17 protein-coding genes are annotated in these 17,204 nt (G+C 66.8%); 5 read left to right on the forward strand and 12 right to left on the reverse strand.

Going from position 1 to position 17,204, the window contains the following annotated elements; all coding sequences use genetic code 11:
* On the reverse strand, window positions 1-464 hold a 464-nt coding region (locus ACTJLD_RS38090), incomplete at its 3' end, for a beta-ketoacyl synthase N-terminal-like domain-containing protein (RefSeq protein ID WP_440661380.1).
* A 291-nt stretch (window positions 465-755) separates the two neighbouring features.
* Entirely contained in the window at window positions 756-1,340 is a 585-nt protein-coding gene (phaP, locus tag ACTJLD_RS38095; RefSeq protein ID WP_027789115.1) for a TIGR01841 family phasin, read from the reverse strand.
* Between the two features lie 285 nt (window positions 1,341-1,625).
* Between phaP and ACTJLD_RS38100 the strand changes: the two genes are divergently transcribed.
* Window positions 1,626-1,811 carry a hypothetical protein gene (locus tag ACTJLD_RS38100; protein ID WP_138143289.1) on the forward strand — a complete coding sequence of 62 codons (186 nt, stop codon included), beginning with the start codon at window positions 1,626-1,628 and terminating at the stop codon, window positions 1,809-1,811.
* A 34-nt stretch (window positions 1,812-1,845) separates the two neighbouring features.
* Here ACTJLD_RS38100 and ACTJLD_RS38105 read toward each other — a convergent pair whose 3' ends face one another.
* From ACTJLD_RS38105 to ACTJLD_RS38125, 5 genes are all read right to left on the reverse strand, one after another.
* Complete coding sequence (locus tag ACTJLD_RS38105) at window positions 1,846-2,610, reverse strand: ParA family protein (protein ID WP_027789114.1); 765 nt, start codon at window positions 2,608-2,610, stop codon at window positions 1,846-1,848.
* A gap of 101 nt (window positions 2,611-2,711) precedes the next feature.
* Window positions 2,712-3,335, reverse strand: a complete 624-nt coding sequence (locus ACTJLD_RS38110) for a DNA-3-methyladenine glycosylase (RefSeq protein WP_124544373.1) — start codon at window positions 3,333-3,335, stop codon at window positions 2,712-2,714.
* Window positions 3,322-3,870, reverse strand: coding sequence for a G/U mismatch-specific DNA glycosylase (mug, locus tag ACTJLD_RS38115; RefSeq protein ID WP_440661382.1), 549 nt, complete (start codon window positions 3,868-3,870; stop codon window positions 3,322-3,324). Before mug ends, ACTJLD_RS38110 begins: the two co-directional genes overlap by 14 nt.
* 120 nt (window positions 3,871-3,990) lie before the next feature.
* Window positions 3,991-4,548: a single-stranded DNA-binding protein gene (locus tag ACTJLD_RS38120; RefSeq protein WP_021162583.1), complete on the reverse strand. Its 558-nt coding sequence runs from the start codon at window positions 4,546-4,548 to the stop codon at window positions 3,991-3,993.
* A 101-nt stretch (window positions 4,549-4,649) separates the two neighbouring features.
* Window positions 4,650-5,837, reverse strand: coding sequence for an MFS transporter (locus tag ACTJLD_RS38125; protein ID WP_059695088.1), 1,188 nt, complete (start codon window positions 5,835-5,837; stop codon window positions 4,650-4,652).
* A 264-nt stretch (window positions 5,838-6,101) separates the two neighbouring features.
* Between ACTJLD_RS38125 and uvrA the strand changes: the two genes are divergently transcribed.
* Together uvrA and ACTJLD_RS38135 are read left to right on the forward strand one after the other, a co-directional pair.
* Entirely contained in the window at window positions 6,102-8,987 is a 2,886-nt protein-coding gene (gene uvrA, locus ACTJLD_RS38130) for an excinuclease ABC subunit UvrA (protein WP_027789111.1), read from the forward strand.
* 253 nt (window positions 8,988-9,240) lie between these two features.
* Window positions 9,241-10,326, forward strand: a complete 1,086-nt coding sequence (locus tag ACTJLD_RS38135; protein ID WP_027789110.1) for an AI-2E family transporter — start codon at window positions 9,241-9,243, stop codon at window positions 10,324-10,326.
* An 85-nt stretch (window positions 10,327-10,411) separates the two neighbouring features.
* Here ACTJLD_RS38135 and purU read toward each other — a convergent pair whose 3' ends face one another.
* From purU to ACTJLD_RS38160, 5 genes are all read right to left on the reverse strand, one after another.
* The gene (purU, locus tag ACTJLD_RS38140) at window positions 10,412-11,296 is read right to left on the reverse strand and encodes a formyltetrahydrofolate deformylase (RefSeq protein WP_021162590.1); all 885 of its coding nucleotides are present in this window, start codon (window positions 11,294-11,296) and stop codon (window positions 10,412-10,414) included.
* Between the two features lie 73 nt (window positions 11,297-11,369).
* Entirely contained in the window at window positions 11,370-12,236 is an 867-nt protein-coding gene (locus ACTJLD_RS38145) for an NUDIX hydrolase (protein WP_226255801.1), read from the reverse strand.
* Window positions 12,237-12,241: 5 nt separating this feature from the next.
* Entirely contained in the window at window positions 12,242-12,856 is a 615-nt protein-coding gene (locus ACTJLD_RS38150) for a LysE family translocator (protein WP_021162592.1), read from the reverse strand.
* A gap of 43 nt (window positions 12,857-12,899) precedes the next feature.
* Window positions 12,900-13,466 carry an adenine phosphoribosyltransferase gene (locus ACTJLD_RS38155; RefSeq protein WP_011353218.1) on the reverse strand — a complete coding sequence of 189 codons (567 nt, stop codon included), beginning with the start codon at window positions 13,464-13,466 and terminating at the stop codon, window positions 12,900-12,902.
* 82 nt (window positions 13,467-13,548) lie between these two features.
* Complete coding sequence (locus ACTJLD_RS38160; RefSeq protein WP_027789107.1) at window positions 13,549-15,555, reverse strand: monovalent cation:proton antiporter family protein; 2,007 nt, start codon at window positions 15,553-15,555, stop codon at window positions 13,549-13,551.
* Window positions 15,556-15,681: 126 nt separating this feature from the next.
* Here ACTJLD_RS38160 and kdsD point away from each other — a divergent pair, with 126 nt between their 5' ends.
* On the forward strand, window positions 15,682-16,665 hold the full coding sequence (kdsD, locus tag ACTJLD_RS38165; protein ID WP_027789106.1) for an arabinose 5-phosphate isomerase KdsD: 984 nt from the start codon (window positions 15,682-15,684) through the stop codon (window positions 16,663-16,665).
* Window positions 16,665-17,201 carry a KdsC family phosphatase gene (locus tag ACTJLD_RS38170; RefSeq protein ID WP_060084186.1) on the forward strand — a complete coding sequence of 179 codons (537 nt, stop codon included), beginning with the start codon at window positions 16,665-16,667 and terminating at the stop codon, window positions 17,199-17,201. Before kdsD ends, ACTJLD_RS38170 begins: the two co-directional genes overlap by 1 nt.
* Window positions 17,202-17,204: the final 3 nt, after the last annotated feature.

Consider the following 17,204-nt stretch of genomic DNA (forward strand, 5'->3'; position numbering starts at 1 on the left):
TACTGGTTGTACACGTCCCACAGGCCGTCGACGATCATCGTGTCGACCAGCTTCGCATCGCCCATCCGGAAGCCGTCACGCGAGCCCGGCAGCACGTGCGGCGACGCGCTCATGTTCTCTTGGCCGCCCGCGATCACGATGTCCGCGTCGCCCGCGACGATCGCGTTTGCTGCCAGCATCACGGCCTTCAGGCCCGAGCCGCACACCTTGTTGATCGTCATCCCCGGCACGGCCGTCGGCAGCCCGGCCTTGATCAGCGACTGCCGCGCCGGGTTCTGGCCCGAGCCGGCCGTCAGCACCTGGCCCATGATCACTTCGCTCACCTGCTCGGGCTTCACGCCCGCGCGCTCCAGCACTGCGCGGATCACCGTCGCGCCCAGTTCGGGTGCTGCAATCTTCGCAAGCGAACCGCCGAATTTGCCGACCGCGGTCCGCGCGGCCGATACGATCACTACGTCCGTCATGTCCAGTTCCTGCATTGAAATCAGTTCGTCGTTCCGACGCCGGTGCGAGCCGGTCTCGGCCGGCGAACGCGCTCCCCGTGCCATCCGGCGCGGTAGCGGTCGCATGCCTCCGTACGGCGAACCGCCCCCGTTCGCACGGGCGGCACACCCCCACGGCTCGCCGGGCACCGGCGCGTTGCGGCAAACCGGACGTGAGCCGGGCACCGCGCGGCACACGCGGCGTCCGGCACCATCCGGCGCCGATCAATCGTGTCGCGCCCGTGCGCGACACATGCTTGCGCGGCTAAGCGATCACGCAGCCGATTCGCGGGCGGCCGCGGCGTCCTTGCGCGCGGCGGCGGCCGTTTGCTTCGCACCACGCGTTGCCGTTTCGGTGACCGCGTCGAAACCGCTCTGGGCGGCTTCGATCGCCTGCCCCGTCGCTGCGCGTACGGAGTCGGCCGCGGCGGTCGCCGCGGACAGCGCCGAGTTCAGCGCGGCCACCACCGGCGCCGAGCCGGCCGGCGCGTGCTTCGACAGCTCGCCCAGCACGTCCTTCAGGCGCTTGTCGTTCTGTTCGTATTGGGCTTGCGCGACCTTTGCCCATTCGGACTGCGTCGACACCGCGATGTCGAACAGGTGGCGGCCGTAGGACACGGCCTTGCCGGCCGCTTCCTGCGGCACGGCGATCTGCTGCGCGAAGCCCACGGCCGGATTGCTGCTGTTGAACGCGTTCTTCAGCTTGTCTTCGTATTCCTCGAGCGCCGTCCGGGCCGCTTGCAGGTTGAGTTCGACGACAGCCTCGAAACCTTGGATAGCCGGACGGGCGATCGCAAACCACGCGGCGATACCGGACTGATAATCGGCATTGAGTTTTTCGGGGGCAAATACGGACATCGGGCACGCTCCTGTTGGCAATGCGAGAGACGACGTAAGGAAAATCGGAAGCCGGTTCGACAGCAGACTTCCTTATTGACAACCCGTCACTTGTTTGAGTACGGGAAGTTGAAGGAGCCCATTCTAGATCGATTAATTGTCAATTAAATGGCATTAATACTAGGTGTAAACCCTTATCTTAATTCCGGGCGACCGCTGGAACCCGTGATGCGCCGACATCGCAGACGAGACGACGCTTCACTCTGTCCCGCAATGCATTTCTACCTTTTTACAGGATAGCCGATCATGACGTCGCGCAACATTTACCAATTCATTATTCCGTTTATTAGAAAACCAACGCACATTGAAAATGGAGCGGTCGCTTATGTAATCGTTTTTTGCGGATTTATTATGAAATCGTTTTCGGGATTATTAATGACAAAATCAATGATCGGACGAATTGCGGGTCGCAATAAAAAAACGGCCGCATGATGCGGCCGCGTGCTGGTCAGGCAGGCAGGGAAGATCAGCCGGCCAGTTCGCGATGCAGCGCGAGGAACTCCTGCGCGAGCTTGTGCCCGGGCTCCAGATGGATCACCGGCCTGGACTGCTGATGCGACTCGCGGATCTTCACCGAGGCCGACAGCCTCGACGCGAGCACCGGCAGCCCTTCTTCGACGAGTTCGTCGACGAGCCGCTGCGGCAGGCTCGCTCGCGGCTGGAACTGGTTGATCACGATCCCTTCCACCTCGAGCGCCGCGTTGTGGTCCTGCTGGATCTCCTTCACGTTCTCGAGCAGCGTGTACAGCGCGCGACGTGAAAAATCGTCGCAGTCGAACGGAATCAGGCAGCGCTCGACCGCGATCAGCGCCGAGCGCGTATAGAAATTCAGCGCGGGCGGCGTGTCGATGTACACGGCGTCGTAGGCATCGAGCTCGTTCAGCGCGTCGCGCAGCTTGTAGATCTTGTAACGCGATTCGAGCTTGCCGTGCAGCGTGTCGAGATCCGGATGCGCGGGCATCACGTCGAGCCCTTCGAACGGGGTCGGATGGACGAACGACGCGACGTCGACCGGACGGAAGTTGAAGGTCAGCGCGGTTTCGAAGAAATCGGCGACACCCGGCTGCGCGTCGGCCGCGGCGTCGCCGAGCAGGTAGCGCGTGGAGTTCGCCTGTGCGTCGAGGTCGATGACGAGCGTGCGCAGCCCCTCGCTCGCACTGATCGCCGCCAGGTTGCAGACGATCGTCGACTTGCCCACGCCGCCCTTCTGGTTGAATACGACCCGCCGCATGGTGCCCCCTCGATCGAACGTCGAAAAGACCAGCTTAGCCGGTCAATAATGGCGACCGCGTGACGCAGGTCGAATTGCGTGCGATTTGTATACGGCACGCATCAGGTGCGCGGCAGCGCCCCCGACACGTACCGGCTGCCGGGCACGCACCACCGCCACGGGAAGTCCATGCCGACGCGAATGCCGATGCGCGGCCCGCCCGCCAGGTTCGCGGGCGGCGGCGTGCCGTCGTCGACGATCGCGAACCCTTCGCGCCCAGCGACGAGGTCGACGCCATCCTGCGCACCGCCGATGCCCATCGCCTGCGTCAGCCGCGCCGGCCCGCGGCACAGGTCGCGATCGCGCGTCTGCGGCGGCCGTGCCGCGCGCATCCGTTCGATCCCGTGCACCGGCTCGAGCGCACGGATCAGCACGCCCGTTCCCGTGCCGTCCGGGCCGCACACGCAGTTGCAGCACCAGTGCATGCCGTACGTGAAATAGACGTACAGGTGCCCCGGCGGCCCGAACATCGTCGCGTTGCGCGGCGTCTTGCCGCGATAGGTATGCGCGGCCGGGTCGATCGCGCCGGCATAGGCTTCCACTTCGACGATCCGCCCTGCCCGGCCGTCCGCGGCCGCGAGGATCTTGTTGAGCAGTTGCGGCGCGACGTCGGTGGCCACGCGGTCGAAGAACGCGCGGGGCAGCACGGCGCCCGGCCACGCAGGCGCGGGTTCACCGCGCCGCATCCCGCCTCTCCGGTTGAAGACCGGAACCGGCCTTCGCGTGCAGACGCAGTTGACGGTAGGCATCGACCAGATCGTCGAGGCCGAACGCGAGACTTCTCCCGCTGGGATTGGGCAGCACCCAGACACCTGCCCCCTGCATGCGGGCCGGCTGCAATCCCCACCCGACCTCACGCTGGCCGGAAAGCGCCGAGTACGCCGCCTTGCCGAGAAAGGCAACGAAGCGCGGCCGATAACGCGCCACCTTTTGCTCGAACCCCGCGGCCGCAGCCATGAATTCCGCGCGCGAAAGCTGATCGGCACTTGCTGTCGGCCGCTTCACCACCGCCGTCAGGCCGCAGCCATGGCCGAGTATCGCGCGATCGTCCTGCGGCGAAATTTCCGCCGGCGTGAAGCCCGCGAAATGGATCACGCGCCAGAAGCGGTTGCTCCTCCCGGCGAAGTGATGCCCGGTCTCGGCCGCGGTCAGGCCGGGGTTGATCCCGCAGAACAGCACGTCGAGATGCTCCGCGATGAGGTCGGGAAGTTCGTCAGCCACGATTTGCCTGGCGTGCAAGGAACATCGACGTAAACGAAAGAAGGCCCGAAGACCCGGGCCAAGCAACCGGCTTGACTCGGACATTCGGGCCCATCGTGACGCAGGATACCGTCGTGCCGATCAGAACGGGATATCGTCGTCCATTTCGTCGAAGCCGCCGCCTGCCGGTGCGCTCGGACGGCTTTGCGCGCCGCCGCCAGCACCGCCACGCGCCGCGCCGCCGGCACGACCGCCGCCGCCACCGCCGCGTTCCATCTGTTCGCCGCGACCACCGCCGCCACCACCACCGTAGCCGCCGCCGTAACCGCCTTCGTCACCACCGCCACCGCCGCCGCCCGCACCGCCGCGGCCGCCGAGCATCTGCATCTGGTCGGCGACGATTTCGGTCGAGTAACGATCCTGGCCGTCCTGGCCCTGCCACTTGCGCGTGCGGATGCGGCCTTCGATATAGACCGACGAACCCTTCTTCAGGTATTCGCTGACGATTTCCGCCAGACGGCCGAAGAACGCGACGCGATGCCACTCGGTCATTTCCTTGAAATCGCCGCTTGCCTTGTCCTTGTAGCGGTCGGTCGTCGCGAGACGGATGTTCGCAACCGCGTCGCCGCTCGGCAGGTAACGGACTTCAGGATCGGCGCCGAGATTGCCGACGAGGATGACCTTGTTGACGGATGCCATGTGTTTCTCCAGTAAATTCGATGCCGGGCCGCCCGCTCACGCTGCCGGTGCGGCCCGCCGGGCAAGCCGGCGAACGCCGCCGGTGCCTGCCCGAAGTAAGTTCAGGCCTTGCGCGGCGGCGCTTTCATGCTGGCCGCGATTATAAGCCACGCGGCAACGAGCCCCGAGCACGTGTAGAACACCGTGTTGGCGCCCCCGTGCTTCAGCAGCCAGCCGCCCACGATGCCGCCGAGCGCGAGCCCGATCGACTGCGTGGTGTTGTAGACACCCGTGGCCGCACCCTTGCGCGAACCGGGCGCGAGCTTCGACACGAGCGACGGCTGCGACGCTTCCAGGATGTTGAAACCGAGAAAGTAGATGAACAGAATCGCCGCCACAATCAGGATGGTATGCGGCGCGCTGCCCAGCAGCAATTGACCGATCAGGATAGCCAGAATGCCGCCGAGCAGCACCGGCTTCATCTTGCCCCGTTTTTCCGCGACGATGATCGCCGGAACCATCATCACGAACGCGAGCCCCATCACCGGCAGGTAGACCTTCCAGTGCGCGGCGACCGGCAGGCCGCCGTCGACGAGCAGGCGCGGCACGACGAGGAACAGCGCCGTCTGCGTCGCGTGCAGCACCAGCACGCCGAAGTTCAGGCGCAGCAGCTCGACGTTGTGCAGCACCTCGGCGAACGGCGCGGGCACGTGCACGGGCTTCGCCGCATCGGGCACGATCCACAGCACGACGCCGATCGCGAGGATCGACAGTACGCCGACGATCGCGAACAGCCCGCTCATCCCGACCCAGTGGAATACGATCGGCGCACCGACGATCGCGACCGCGAACGACACGCCGATCGAGCCGCCGACCATCGCCATCGCCTTCGTGCGGTTCTGCTCGGAGGTCAGGTCGGCGATGAACGCGAGCACCGCGGACGAAACCGCGCCCATCCCCTGGATCACGCGGCCGACGATGATCCACGTGATGTCGTGCGCGAACGCGGCGACGAAGCTGCCGATCGCGAAGATCACGAGGCCCGTGGCGATCACCGGCTTGCGGCCGAACTTGTCCGACGCCCAGCCGTAGAAGATGTAGAACAGCGACTGCGTGACGCCGTAGGCCCCGAGCGCGATGCCGACGAGCAGCACGTTGTCGCCGCCCGGGATGGTTTTCGCGTAGACCGAGAACACCGGCATGATCATGAACAGGCCGAGCATGCGCAGCGCGAAGATCGCCGCGAGCGACGTGGTCGCGCGCAATTCGGGCGCAGTCATGCGGGAAGACGTGGCAGACGGATTGGACATCGGGAATGTATTTCGAATGATCGGGATGACCGCCCGACACCGGGCGGCGGAAGATCAGGACCAGCGGCCCGGGAGGCTTGGCGGGCGACACGTCGGGGCAGGACTCAGGCAGCCCGCGGGCCACCCGGAACCGCGCGGCGCGGCCGCTTTCCCGGCGCAGGCGCCGCCTTGCTGCCACCTGCGGCCAAGGCCGGGGGCCCCAAACGACGGCCTCGAAAAGCCGTTATAGTAGCAGGTTTGGTTCCCTCCATTTTCGCCAGGTTCATGGAACAGATCCGTATCCGTGGGGCACGTACCCACAACCTGAAAAACGTCAATCTCGACCTGCCGCGCCACAAGCTGATCGTGATTACCGGGTTGTCCGGGTCGGGCAAGTCGTCGCTCGCGTTCGACACCCTTTATGCCGAGGGCCAGCGCCGCTACGTCGAAAGCCTGTCCGCGTATGCCCGCCAGTTCCTGCAGCTGATGGAGAAACCCGACGTCGACCTGATCGAGGGTCTGTCGCCCGCGATCTCGATCGAGCAGAAGGCGACGTCCCACAACCCGCGTTCGACCGTCGGCACGGTCACGGAAATCCACGACTACCTGCGACTTTTGTACGCACGTGTCGGTACGCCGTACTGCCCCGATCACGACATCCCGCTGGAAGCGCAGAGCGTGTCGCAGATGGTCGACGCGGCGCTCGCGCTGCCCGAGGACACCAAGCTGATGATCCTCGCGCCCGTCATCGCGAACCGCAAGGGCGAGCACGCGGAGCTGTTCGAGGACATGCAGGCGCAGGGTTTCGTGCGCTTTCGCGTGCGCTCGGGCGGCGGCGCCGCGAACGAAGGCGTCGCGAAGATCTACGAGGTCGAGTCGCTGCCGAAGCTGAAGAAGAACGACAAGCACACGATCGACGTCGTCGTCGATCGTCTCAAGGTGCGGCCGGACATGAAGCAGCGCCTCGCCGAATCGTTCGAGACGGCGCTGCGCCTCGCCGACGGCCGCGCGATCGCGCTGGAAATGGATACCGACCACGAGCACCTGTTCAGCTCGAAATTCGCGTGCCCGATCTGCTCGTACTCGCTGCAGGAGCTCGAGCCGCGCCTGTTCTCGTTCAACAACCCGATGGGCGCGTGCCCGGAATGCGACGGCCTCGGCCAGATCACGTTCTTCGACCCGAAGCGGGTCGTCGCGCACCCGTCGCTGTCGCTCGCGGCCGGTGCCGTGAAGGGCTGGGACCGCCGCAACCAGTTCTACTTCCAGATGCTGCAGAGTCTCGCGGCCTTCTACGAATTCGACATCGACGCCGCGTTCGAGGACCTGCCGGAAAAGATCCGGAAGGTGCTGCTGTTCGGCTCGGGCAAGCAGACGATCCCGTTCTCGTACATCAACGAGCGCGGCCGCACGACGATCCGCGAGCACGTGTTCGAAGGGATCATCCCGAACCTCGAGCGCCGCTACCGCGAGACCGATTCGGTCGCGGTGCGCGAAGAGCTGTCGAAGTACCAGAACAACCAGCCGTGCCCGTCGTGCGAAGGCACGCGCCTGCGCCGCGAGGCGCGCCACGTGCGCATCGGCACCGGCGACCACGCGCGCGGCATCTATGAAATCAGCGGCTGGCCGCTGCGCGACGCGCTCGGCTATTTCGACGGGCTGACGCTCGAAGGCGCGAAGCGCGAGATCGCCGACAAGGTGATCAAGGAAATCGTCGCGCGCCTGACGTTCCTGAACAACGTCGGCCTCGACTACCTGTCGCTCGAGCGCAGCGCCGAGACCCTGTCGGGCGGCGAGGCGCAGCGCATCCGGCTCGCGTCGCAGATCGGCTCGGGCCTGACGGGCGTGATGTACGTGCTCGACGAGCCGTCGATCGGCCTGCACCAGCGCGACAACGACCGCCTGATCGCGACGCTCAAGCACCTGCGCGACCTCGGCAACTCGGTGATCGTCGTCGAGCACGACGAGGACATGATCCGCACGGCCGACTACGTCGTCGACATGGGCCCGGGCGCCGGCGAGCACGGCGGCGTGATCGTGGCCGAAGGCACGCCGAAGCAGGTGCAGTCGAACCCGCAGTCGCTCACCGGCCAGTACCTGGTCGGCAAGCGCACGATCGAGTATCCGGACGAGCGGCTCGCGCCCGATCCCGAGCGGATGCTGCGCATCGTCGACGCGCACGGCAACAACCTGAAGCACGTCGATCTCGAGCTGCCGGTCGGCCTGCTGACCTGCATCACCGGCGTGTCGGGCTCCGGCAAGTCGACGCTGATCAACGACACGCTGTATCACGCGGTCGCGCGCCACCTGTACGGCTCGTCGGCCGAACCGGCGCCGCACGAGGCGATCGAGGGCCTCGAGCACTTCGACAAGGTGATCAACGTCGACCAGTCGCCGATCGGCCGCACGCCGCGCTCGAACCCGGCCACCTATACGGGCCTGTTCACGCCGATCCGCGAGCTGTTCTCGGGCGTGCCGACCTCGAAGGAACGCGGCTACGATCCGGGCCGCTTCTCGTTCAACGTGAAGGGCGGCCGCTGCGAGTCGTGCCAGGGCGACGGCGTGCTGAAGGTCGAGATGCACTTCCTGCCGGACGTCTACGTGCCGTGCGACGTGTGCCACGGCAAGCGCTACAACCGCGAAACGCTCGAAGTGCAGTACAAGGGCAAGAACATCAGCGAAGTGCTCGACATGACCGTCGAGCACGCGTATGCGTTCTTCAATGCGGTGCCGGTCATTGCGCGCAAGCTGAAGACGCTGCTCGACGTCGGCCTCGGCTACATCCGCCTCGGCCAGTCGGCCACGACGCTGTCGGGCGGCGAGGCGCAGCGCGTGAAGCTGTCGCTCGAACTCTCCAAGCGCGACACCGGCCGCACGCTGTACATCCTCGACGAGCCGACCACCGGCCTGCACTTCCACGACATCGCGCTGCTGCTGGAAGTGATCCACCGGCTGCGCGACCAGGGCAACACGGTCGTGATCATCGAGCACAACCTCGACGTGATCAAGACGGCCGACTGGGTGATCGACCTCGGCCCCGAAGGCGGCGCCGGCGGCGGCCAGATCATCGCGCAGGGCACGCCCGAGCAGGTCGCGAAGACGAAAGCGAGCTTTACCGGCAAGTACCTCGCGCCGCTGCTCAAGCGCCCGACCCGCAAGGTCGCGGCGGGCTGACGCTTCGCGCCGCCCTGTCCCTCCCGCGCGCGGCCGCCCGGCCGCGCGCGCCTGCGCGCACCGCGCAACCGGCCTCCTCTCGTTTTCCCTTCTGCGTTTACACCATGCGCCAAACGGCCCCGTTGCGGCCCATAATGGCGGCTATACTTTACGGTCGTAAGGTTCACCGTACGCACCAATCCGGTGCGGCGCCGGGCGAACACGGCTCTGCCGCGCATTCCGCGGCATGACACACGAACGACAGGAATCCACGATGGAGAAGCAACCAGACTCGTCTCGCGATACGCAGAATCGCGAACCGCACCTGCGCAGCGTGCGGCTGACGAGCGACTTCAGCCTGCCGAAGCTGTCGGCACTCGAGATCGGCAGCTATGCGGTTGCGATCCTCGCGATGTGGCTCGTGATCGAGCTCAAGTTGCTTGGCGGGCTGCTGGCCGGCCTGCTCGTCTACCAGCTGATCCACACGATCGCCCCCGTGATCGAACGTCACACCACGAGCATGCGCGCGCGCTGGGTCGCCGTCGTGCTGCTGGCCATCGCGATCGTCGGCGCGCTGACGGGCCTGACGATCGGCATCATCGAGCACTTCGAACGCACGGTGCCGAACCTGCAAAGCCTGCTCGACCAGCTGATGCAGATCGTCGAGCAGACCCGCGCGCGCACGCCGGCCTGGATCGCGAACCTGCTGCCCGTCGACGTCGAGCAGATGAAGACGAAGGCCGCCGTGCTGATGCACTCGCACATGGACCAGCTTCAGCAAAGCGGCAAGAGCGTCGCGCGCGGGTTCGGCCACGTGCTGTTCGGGATGATCATCGGCGCGATGATCGCGATCGGCGTCGAGCACGGCAAGGTGCGCCGGCCGCTGTCCACCGCGCTCGTCACGCGCGTGTCGCGCTTCGCCGACGCATTCCGCCGGATCGTGTTCGCGCAGATCAAGATCTCGGCGATCAACGCGGTGTTCACCGGCATCTACCTGCTCGTCGCGCTGCCGATCTTCCACCAGCGGCTGCCGCTGTCGAAAACGCTCGTGCTCGTCACGTTCATCGTCGGCCTGCTGCCCGTGATCGGCAACCTGATCTCGAACACGCTGATCGTCGCCGTGTCGCTGTCGGTCAGCATGGGCACCGCGATCGCGTCGCTTGCGTTCCTCGTGGTCATCCACAAGCTCGAATACTTCCTGAACGCGAAGATCATCGGCGGCCAGATCGAGTCGCGCGCGTGGGAGCTGCTGCTCGCGATGCTGATCATGGAAGCCGCGTTCGGGCTGCCCGGCGTGATCGCCGCGCCGATCTTCTACGCGTACCTGAAGCGCGAGTTGTACCTGCTGCGGCTGATCTGAAGCAGCCTGCGCGCTCGAGCAACAAAAAACGCCGCACCCCGTAAAGGGTGCGGCGTTTTTGCTTGTCCGGGCCTGCGCCGGCGAATCAGCGGAACACGACCGTCTTCGTCCCGTTCAGCACGATCCGGTGCTCGACGTGCCACTTCACTGCGCGCGCAAGCGTCACGCACTCGACGTCGCGGCCGATCGCGGTCAGCTGGTCGGGCGTCATGCTGTGGTCGACCCGCTCGACTTCCTGCTCGATGATCGGGCCTTCGTCGAGATCGGTCGTCACGTAGTGCGCGGTCGCACCGATCAGCTTCACGCCGCGATCGAACGCCTGGTAATAAGGCTTCGCCCCCTTGAAGCTCGGCAGGAACGAATGGTGGATGTTGATCGCGCGCCCGGCGAGCTGTTCGCACATGTTCGGCGACAGGATCTGCATGTAGCGCGCGAGCACGACGAGATCGGCCTGGTGCTCGTCGATCACTTCCAGCACGCGCGCTTCCTGCGCGGCCTTCGCGGCATCGGACGAGCCGCCGATCAGCGGAAAGTGATGGAACGGGATGTTGTAGCTCGCGGCGAGCTGGTAGAACTCCTTGTGGTTCGACACGATCGCCGGGATCTCGATCGGCAGCTGGCCGGTGCGATAGCGGAACAGCAGGTCGTTCAGGCAGTGGCCGATCTTCGACACCATGATCACGACGCGCGGCTTCACGGCCGCGTCATGCAGCTCCCAGCGCATCGAGAACTGCTCGGCGAGCGGCGCGAATTCCTTGCGAAGCGTGTCGAGCGCCGTCGCGGCATCCGCGCCGCCGCCGTCCTGCTCGAAGTGCACGCGCATGAAGAATTCGCTGGTGCGGCTGTCGCCGAACTGCGCCGAATCGAGGATGTTGTTGCTGCGCTCGAACAGGAAGCCCGAGACCGCATGGACGATGCCGTGCCGGTCCGGGCACGACAGTTTCAAGATAAAGCTGTGATCGGTCGGCATGACCGCTACTCCCTTCGTTTCCGTATTCGTCAAATTGCCCGTTCGCGCCGCCGGACTGCGTGCGCGGCACGCGTCACGCGGCCGGTGCGAACAGGGCGTCGATGCCCGCCGCGTCGGCCGCCGGGATCCAGCGGTGACGCAGCAGCGTGTCGAGCGTCGCGAGGCTCGCATCCATCGTCGCGCGGCCGGCGCGCAGCCAGCCGATCACCTCGGGCACGCCGGCCAGCAGGTGCTCGGCCACTTCGCCGTCCTGGTTGCGCGGCGCGAAGTCGCGCGGCAGCGGCAGGTCGTACACGAAGATCAGTTCGGACTGCGTGCCTTCCGGCAGCGAACACAGCACCTGCACCGCACGGCCCGCGATCGCGCGCGCGGCCAGTTCGGCGGGAATGCCGGCTTCTTCCCAGCATTCCTTCGCGAGCGTCTCGTGAACGCCCAGGCCCCAGCCGATCCCGCCCGCAACGACGTTGTCGAGCATGCCGGGGTCGGTTGCCTTGGTCTCGCTGCGGCGGCCGAGCCACATCTGCGGGGCGGCCGCGGCGGGCGGCTCGCCCGGCGCAACCGCATATTCTACGATGCCGTTCAGATGCACCGCGTAAGTCTGCGTGCCGAAAAAGCGCGACGCGGCGCGCTCGATGTACGCGAGCGGCGGATCGTCGAAGCGGTTGCGGATCGCGTAGATCTCGTCGCGCCAGCCGGGAATCGCGCCTTCGGCCGCGAGCGCGCCGATGGCGCTCGCCAGCGCCATGCTGCGTGCGTCGACCGAGTCGTAGCGCGCCGACAGCACGACGCGCTCGTCGGTCAGCTCGAACACGTCGGGCCAGCGGGCGAGCATCGCGACATCCTGGCGGCGCACCCAGCCGACCGCCTGGCCGGCCATCTCGAAACGCAGGTGCGCGGCCGGATCGAAACGGCGCGCGGCCGCAATGCACGGAAACGTCATCGTCGTCAGTCCTTCAGCGCCACGCGGATGCCGATCGCGATGAACGTCGCGCCGGCGATCCGGTCGAGCCACACGCCGGCCTTCGGGCGGCGCTTCAGCCACGCGCCGATCATGCCCGCGCCGACGCCGAACAGCGAGAAAACCACGGCCGTCTGCAGCATGAACAGCGCGCCGAGTTCGAACATCTGCAGCGTCACGCCCTGCCCGCCGTGCGGATCGACGAACTGCGGCAGGAACACGACGAAGAACAGCGTGACCTTCGGGTTCATCAGGTTGCCGATCACGCTCTGCCGGAAGATCGTGCCGAGCGGCTGCGGCGGGCGCTCGTGCGCGTTCGCGAGGCCCTGGCTGCGCAGCGCCTTGATGCCGATCCACACGAGGTACGCGGCGCCCGCGAGCTTCAGGATCTCGAACGCGACCGGCGACGAACGCAGCACGGCCGCGACGCCGAGCGCCGCGAGCGTCGTGTGGAACAGGATCCCGGCGGTGAAGCCGAGCGCGGCGACGAAACCGGCCGCGCGGCCCTGCGAGATGCCGCGTGCGAGCACCTGCAGGTTGTCGGGACCCGGCGCGAACGTAATCGCGATCGACGTGGCGAGAAACAGCATGAAGTTGGGCATCGAGACCTCGCTGTGTGTGACGTGGAATCAGGCGTGCCGGCGCTCAGTGGCCGGCGAATTCGGTGACGGTATAAACCGGCAATCCCGCGTTGCGCAGCAGCGCCGAGCCGCCGAGATCGGGCAGGTCGATGATCGCCGCGCCTTCGACGACCTCCGCGCCGAGCCGCTGCAGCAGGTTGCGCCCCGCCATCATCGTGCCGCCGGTCGCGATCAGGTCGTCCATGATGATCACGCGGTCGCCGGGGCGGCACGCGTCTTCATGGATCTCGACCGTCGCGCTGCCGTATTCGAGGTCGTACGATTCCGAGCGCGTCTTGTACGGCAGCTTGCCGACCTTGCGGATCGGCACGAAGCCGACGCTCAGCTCGTACGCGACGATCGGCGCGATGATGAAGCCGCGCGCGTCGAGGCCCGCGACGTAGTCGAGCTTCGCATCGACATAACGCTCGACGAACAGGTCGACGAGGATGCGCAACGCCTTCGGGCTCTGCAGCAGCGTCGTAATGTCGCGGAACATCACGCCCGGCTGCGGCCAGTCGGGCACCGTGCGGATCTGGCTGTGGATGAAGGCGACCGGATCGAGCGGTGCGCCCGACGACGAATGCGGCATGAAACTCTCCGAAAAAAACGGTGCGCGAAGATCGGGCACCGTTTCGAATAAATACGGGTCAGGTTATCAATCCATGCGCGGCTCAGGCTGCCGCGGCCGGCGGATCGCGCCGATGGCGCGACAGCCGCTCCTCCGCGAGCGCGAGTGCCTCGGGCAGCCCGCGCAGCACGACGATGTCGCTCGCGCGCAGCTTGGTCTGCGGATCGGGTTCGACGCCGCGGATGCCGTGCCGGCGGATCGCCGTAACTTCGAGCCCGAGTACATACAGCCCGAGTTCTTCCAGCGAACGCCCGACCGCGTCCGCGCGCGCATCGACCGGCACCGATTGTAGCCGCACCTGCTCGTGGTCGTCGTCGTCCGCATCGTCCGCGCCGCGGAAATAGCCGCGCAGCAGGCTGTAGCGCTCGTCGCGCATTTCCTCGACGCGCCGCACGACCTTGCGCATCGGCACGCCCACCAGCACCAGCGTGTGCGACGCGAGCATCAGGCTGCCCTCGACGATCTCCGGAATCACCTCGGTCGCGCCGGCCGCGAGCAGCTTCTCGAGATCGGCATCGTCGACGGTGCGCACGATCGCGGGCAGCGTCGGCTCGAGTTCGTGTACGTGGTGAAGCACGCGCAGCGCGGACGGCGTGTTCGCATAGGTGATCGCCACCGCCGCCGCGCGATGGATACCGGCCGCGAGCAGCGACTCGCGGCGCGCCGCGTCGCCGAACACGACCGATTCGCCGGCCGTCGCGGCCGCGCTCACGCGATCAGGGTCGAGGTCGAGCGCGACGTACGAAATGCCTTCCTGTTCGAGCATCCGCGCCAGGTTCTGGCCCGCGCGGCCATAGCCGCAGATGATCACGTGGCCGCGCTGCTTGAGGCTTTGCGTCGCGATCCGCGTCATCTGCAGCGACTGCTGCATCCATTCCGTAGACGAAAGCCGCATCACGATCCGGTCGGCGTTCTGGATCAGGAACGGCGCGGCGAGCATCGACAGCAGCATCGACGCGAGGATCGCCTGCAGCAGCGTCGAATCGACGAGATGCCGGTCGAGGATCAGGTTCAGCAGCACGAAGCCGAATTCCCCGGCCTGCGCGAGCCCGATGCCGGTGCGCATCGCGACACCCGGCGTCGCGCCGAACAGCCGTGCGAGCCCGGCGATCATCGTCCCCTTGAACAGGATCTGCCCGACGAAGAAACCGAGCACGAGGAACGGGTGCTCCCAGATCACGCGCGGATCGAGCAGCATCCCCGTCGTCACGAAGAACAGGCCGAGCAGCACGTCGCGGAACGGCTTGATGTCCTCTTCCACCTGATGGCGGAACGGCGTCTCGGAAATGAGCATCCCCGCGATGAACGCGCCGAGCGCGAGCGACAGGCCGAAGCGGTCGGTGATGAACGCGGCGCCGAGCGTGACGAGCAGCAGGTTCAGCACGAACAGCTCCTGCGAGCGGCGCCGCGCGACGACGTTGAGCCAGCGCGTCATGAAACGCTGGCCGATGACCAGCAGCAGCGTGAGCGCGATCACGATCTTGACGGCCGCGAAGCCGAGCGTGAGCGCGAGGTCCTTCGACGATTCGGCGCCGAACGCGGCGATCACGATCAGCAGCGGCACCACCGCGAGATCCTGGAACAGCAGCACGCCGAAGATGTTGCGGCCGTGTTCGGTCTCGATCTCGAGCCGCTCGGCGAGCATTTTCGACACGATCGCCGTCGACGACATCGCGAGCGCGCCGCCGAGCGCGATGCTGCCCTGCCACGTGATGTGTACCCAGTGCTCGAACAGCATGCCGAGCACGAGCGCGAGCACAAGTGTCGCGACGACCTGCAGCAGCCCGAGCCCGAACACGAGCCGCTGCATCGCCCTCAGCTTCGCCAGCGAGAACTCGAGGCCGATCGAAAACATCAGGAACACCACGCCGAATTCCGCGAGATGCTCCGCGCGCTCGAGGTCGGCCGCGATGCCGAAGGCGTGCGGGCCGACCAGGATGCCGACGGTCAGGTAGCCGAGCATCGGCGGCAGGTTCAGCGAGCGGAATACGACGACGCCCACCACCGATGCCAGCAGCAGCAGGAGCGTCATTTCGAGCGGGGAAATCACGGGCAAAGCGTCCTCGTTCGTCGGGGCCACGGGAAAGCGGGCGCGGCAGGGTGGCGGTGGACAGGCGACATCGGACGAGTCCGAAGGCCCGGCGCGGCGAACAAACGCCTTTGCTATACTCCGCGCATGATAGCGAAAATCAATGATGATCGGGCGCTCGCGCTCGCCCGCGACGTGCTCGACATCGAGGCGGACGCCGTGCGCGCGCTGCGCGACCAGCTCGACGGCGGCTTCGTCCAGGCCGTCGCGCTGCTGCTCGGCTGCCGCGGCCGCGTGGTGGTGTCCGGTATCGGCAAATCGGGGCATATCGCCCGCAAGATCGCGGCCACGCTGGCCAGCACCGGCACGCCGGCCTTCTTCGTCCACCCCGCCGAGGCCAGCCACGGCGACCTCGGGATGGTCACCTCCGACGACGTCTTCATCGGCATCTCCTATTCCGGCGAATCGGAAGAACTCGTCGCGATCCTGCCGCTCGTGAAGCGGATCGGCGCGAAACTGATCGCGATCACGGGCCGCGCGGGATCGAGCCTCGGCACGCTCGCCGACGTGAACCTGAACGCCGCGGTCTCGAAAGAGGCCTGCCCGCTGAACCTCGCGCCCACCGCGAGCACGACCGCCGCGCTCGCGCTCGGCGACGCGCTCGCCGTTGCGGTGCTCGACGCGCGCGGTTTCGGTTCGGAAGATTTCGCGCGCTCGCACCCGGGCGGCGCGCTCGGCCGGCGCCTGCTCACCTACGTGCGCGACGTGATGCGCTCGGGTGACGACGTCCCGTCCGTCGGGCTCGACGCGACGCTGTCGGACGCGCTGTTCCAGATCACCGCGAAGCGCCTCGGCATGACCGCCGTGGTCGATGCCGACGGCAAGGTCGCCGGCATCTTCACCGACGGCGACCTGCGCCGCGTGCTCGCGCGCGACGGCGACTTCCGCACGTTGTCGATCACCGACGTGATGACGCGCGACCCGCGCACGATCGCACCGGATCACCTGGCGGTCGAGGCCGTGGAACTGATGGAGCGCCACCGGATCAACCAGATGCTGGTGGTCGATGCCGACGGCGTGCTGATCGGCGCGCTGAACATGCACGACCTGTTTTCGAAGAAGGTGATCTGATGAGCGCAGCGCTGACTGCGGCCGAACGCGCGAGCCGCGTGAAGCTGATGATTTTCGACGTCGACGGCGTGCTGACCGACGGCGGCCTGCTGTTTACGGCGGCCGGCGACACGATGAAGTCGTTCAATTCCCTCGACGGCCACGGCGTGAAGCTGCTCGGCGAAGCCGGCATCGCAACCGCGATCATCACGGGCCGCCGCTCGGAAATCGTCGCGGCACGCGCGAAGGAAATGAAGATCGCGCACCTGTTCCAGGGCGTCGAGAACAAGCTTGCCGTGTTCGCCGATCTCATCGCATCGCTCGGCCTCGCCGCCGACCAATGCGGCTACATGGGCGACGACTGGCCCGATCTGCCCGTGATGCTGCGCTGCGGCTTCGCGACTGCCCCCGCGAATGCGCACCCCGAGGTGATCGCCCGCGCGCACTGGGTGGCCGAGGCCCGCGGCGGCCAGGGCGCCGTACGCGAAGTCTGCGACGCGATCCTGCGCGCGCAGCGCCGCTACGACGCGCTGCTCGCGGCCGCCTGCGGAGCCTGACGG

The sequence above is a fragment of the Burkholderia sp. 22088 genome (assembly GCF_052045915.1).
GTDB lineage: Bacteria > Pseudomonadota > Gammaproteobacteria > Burkholderiales > Burkholderiaceae > Burkholderia > Burkholderia cepacia.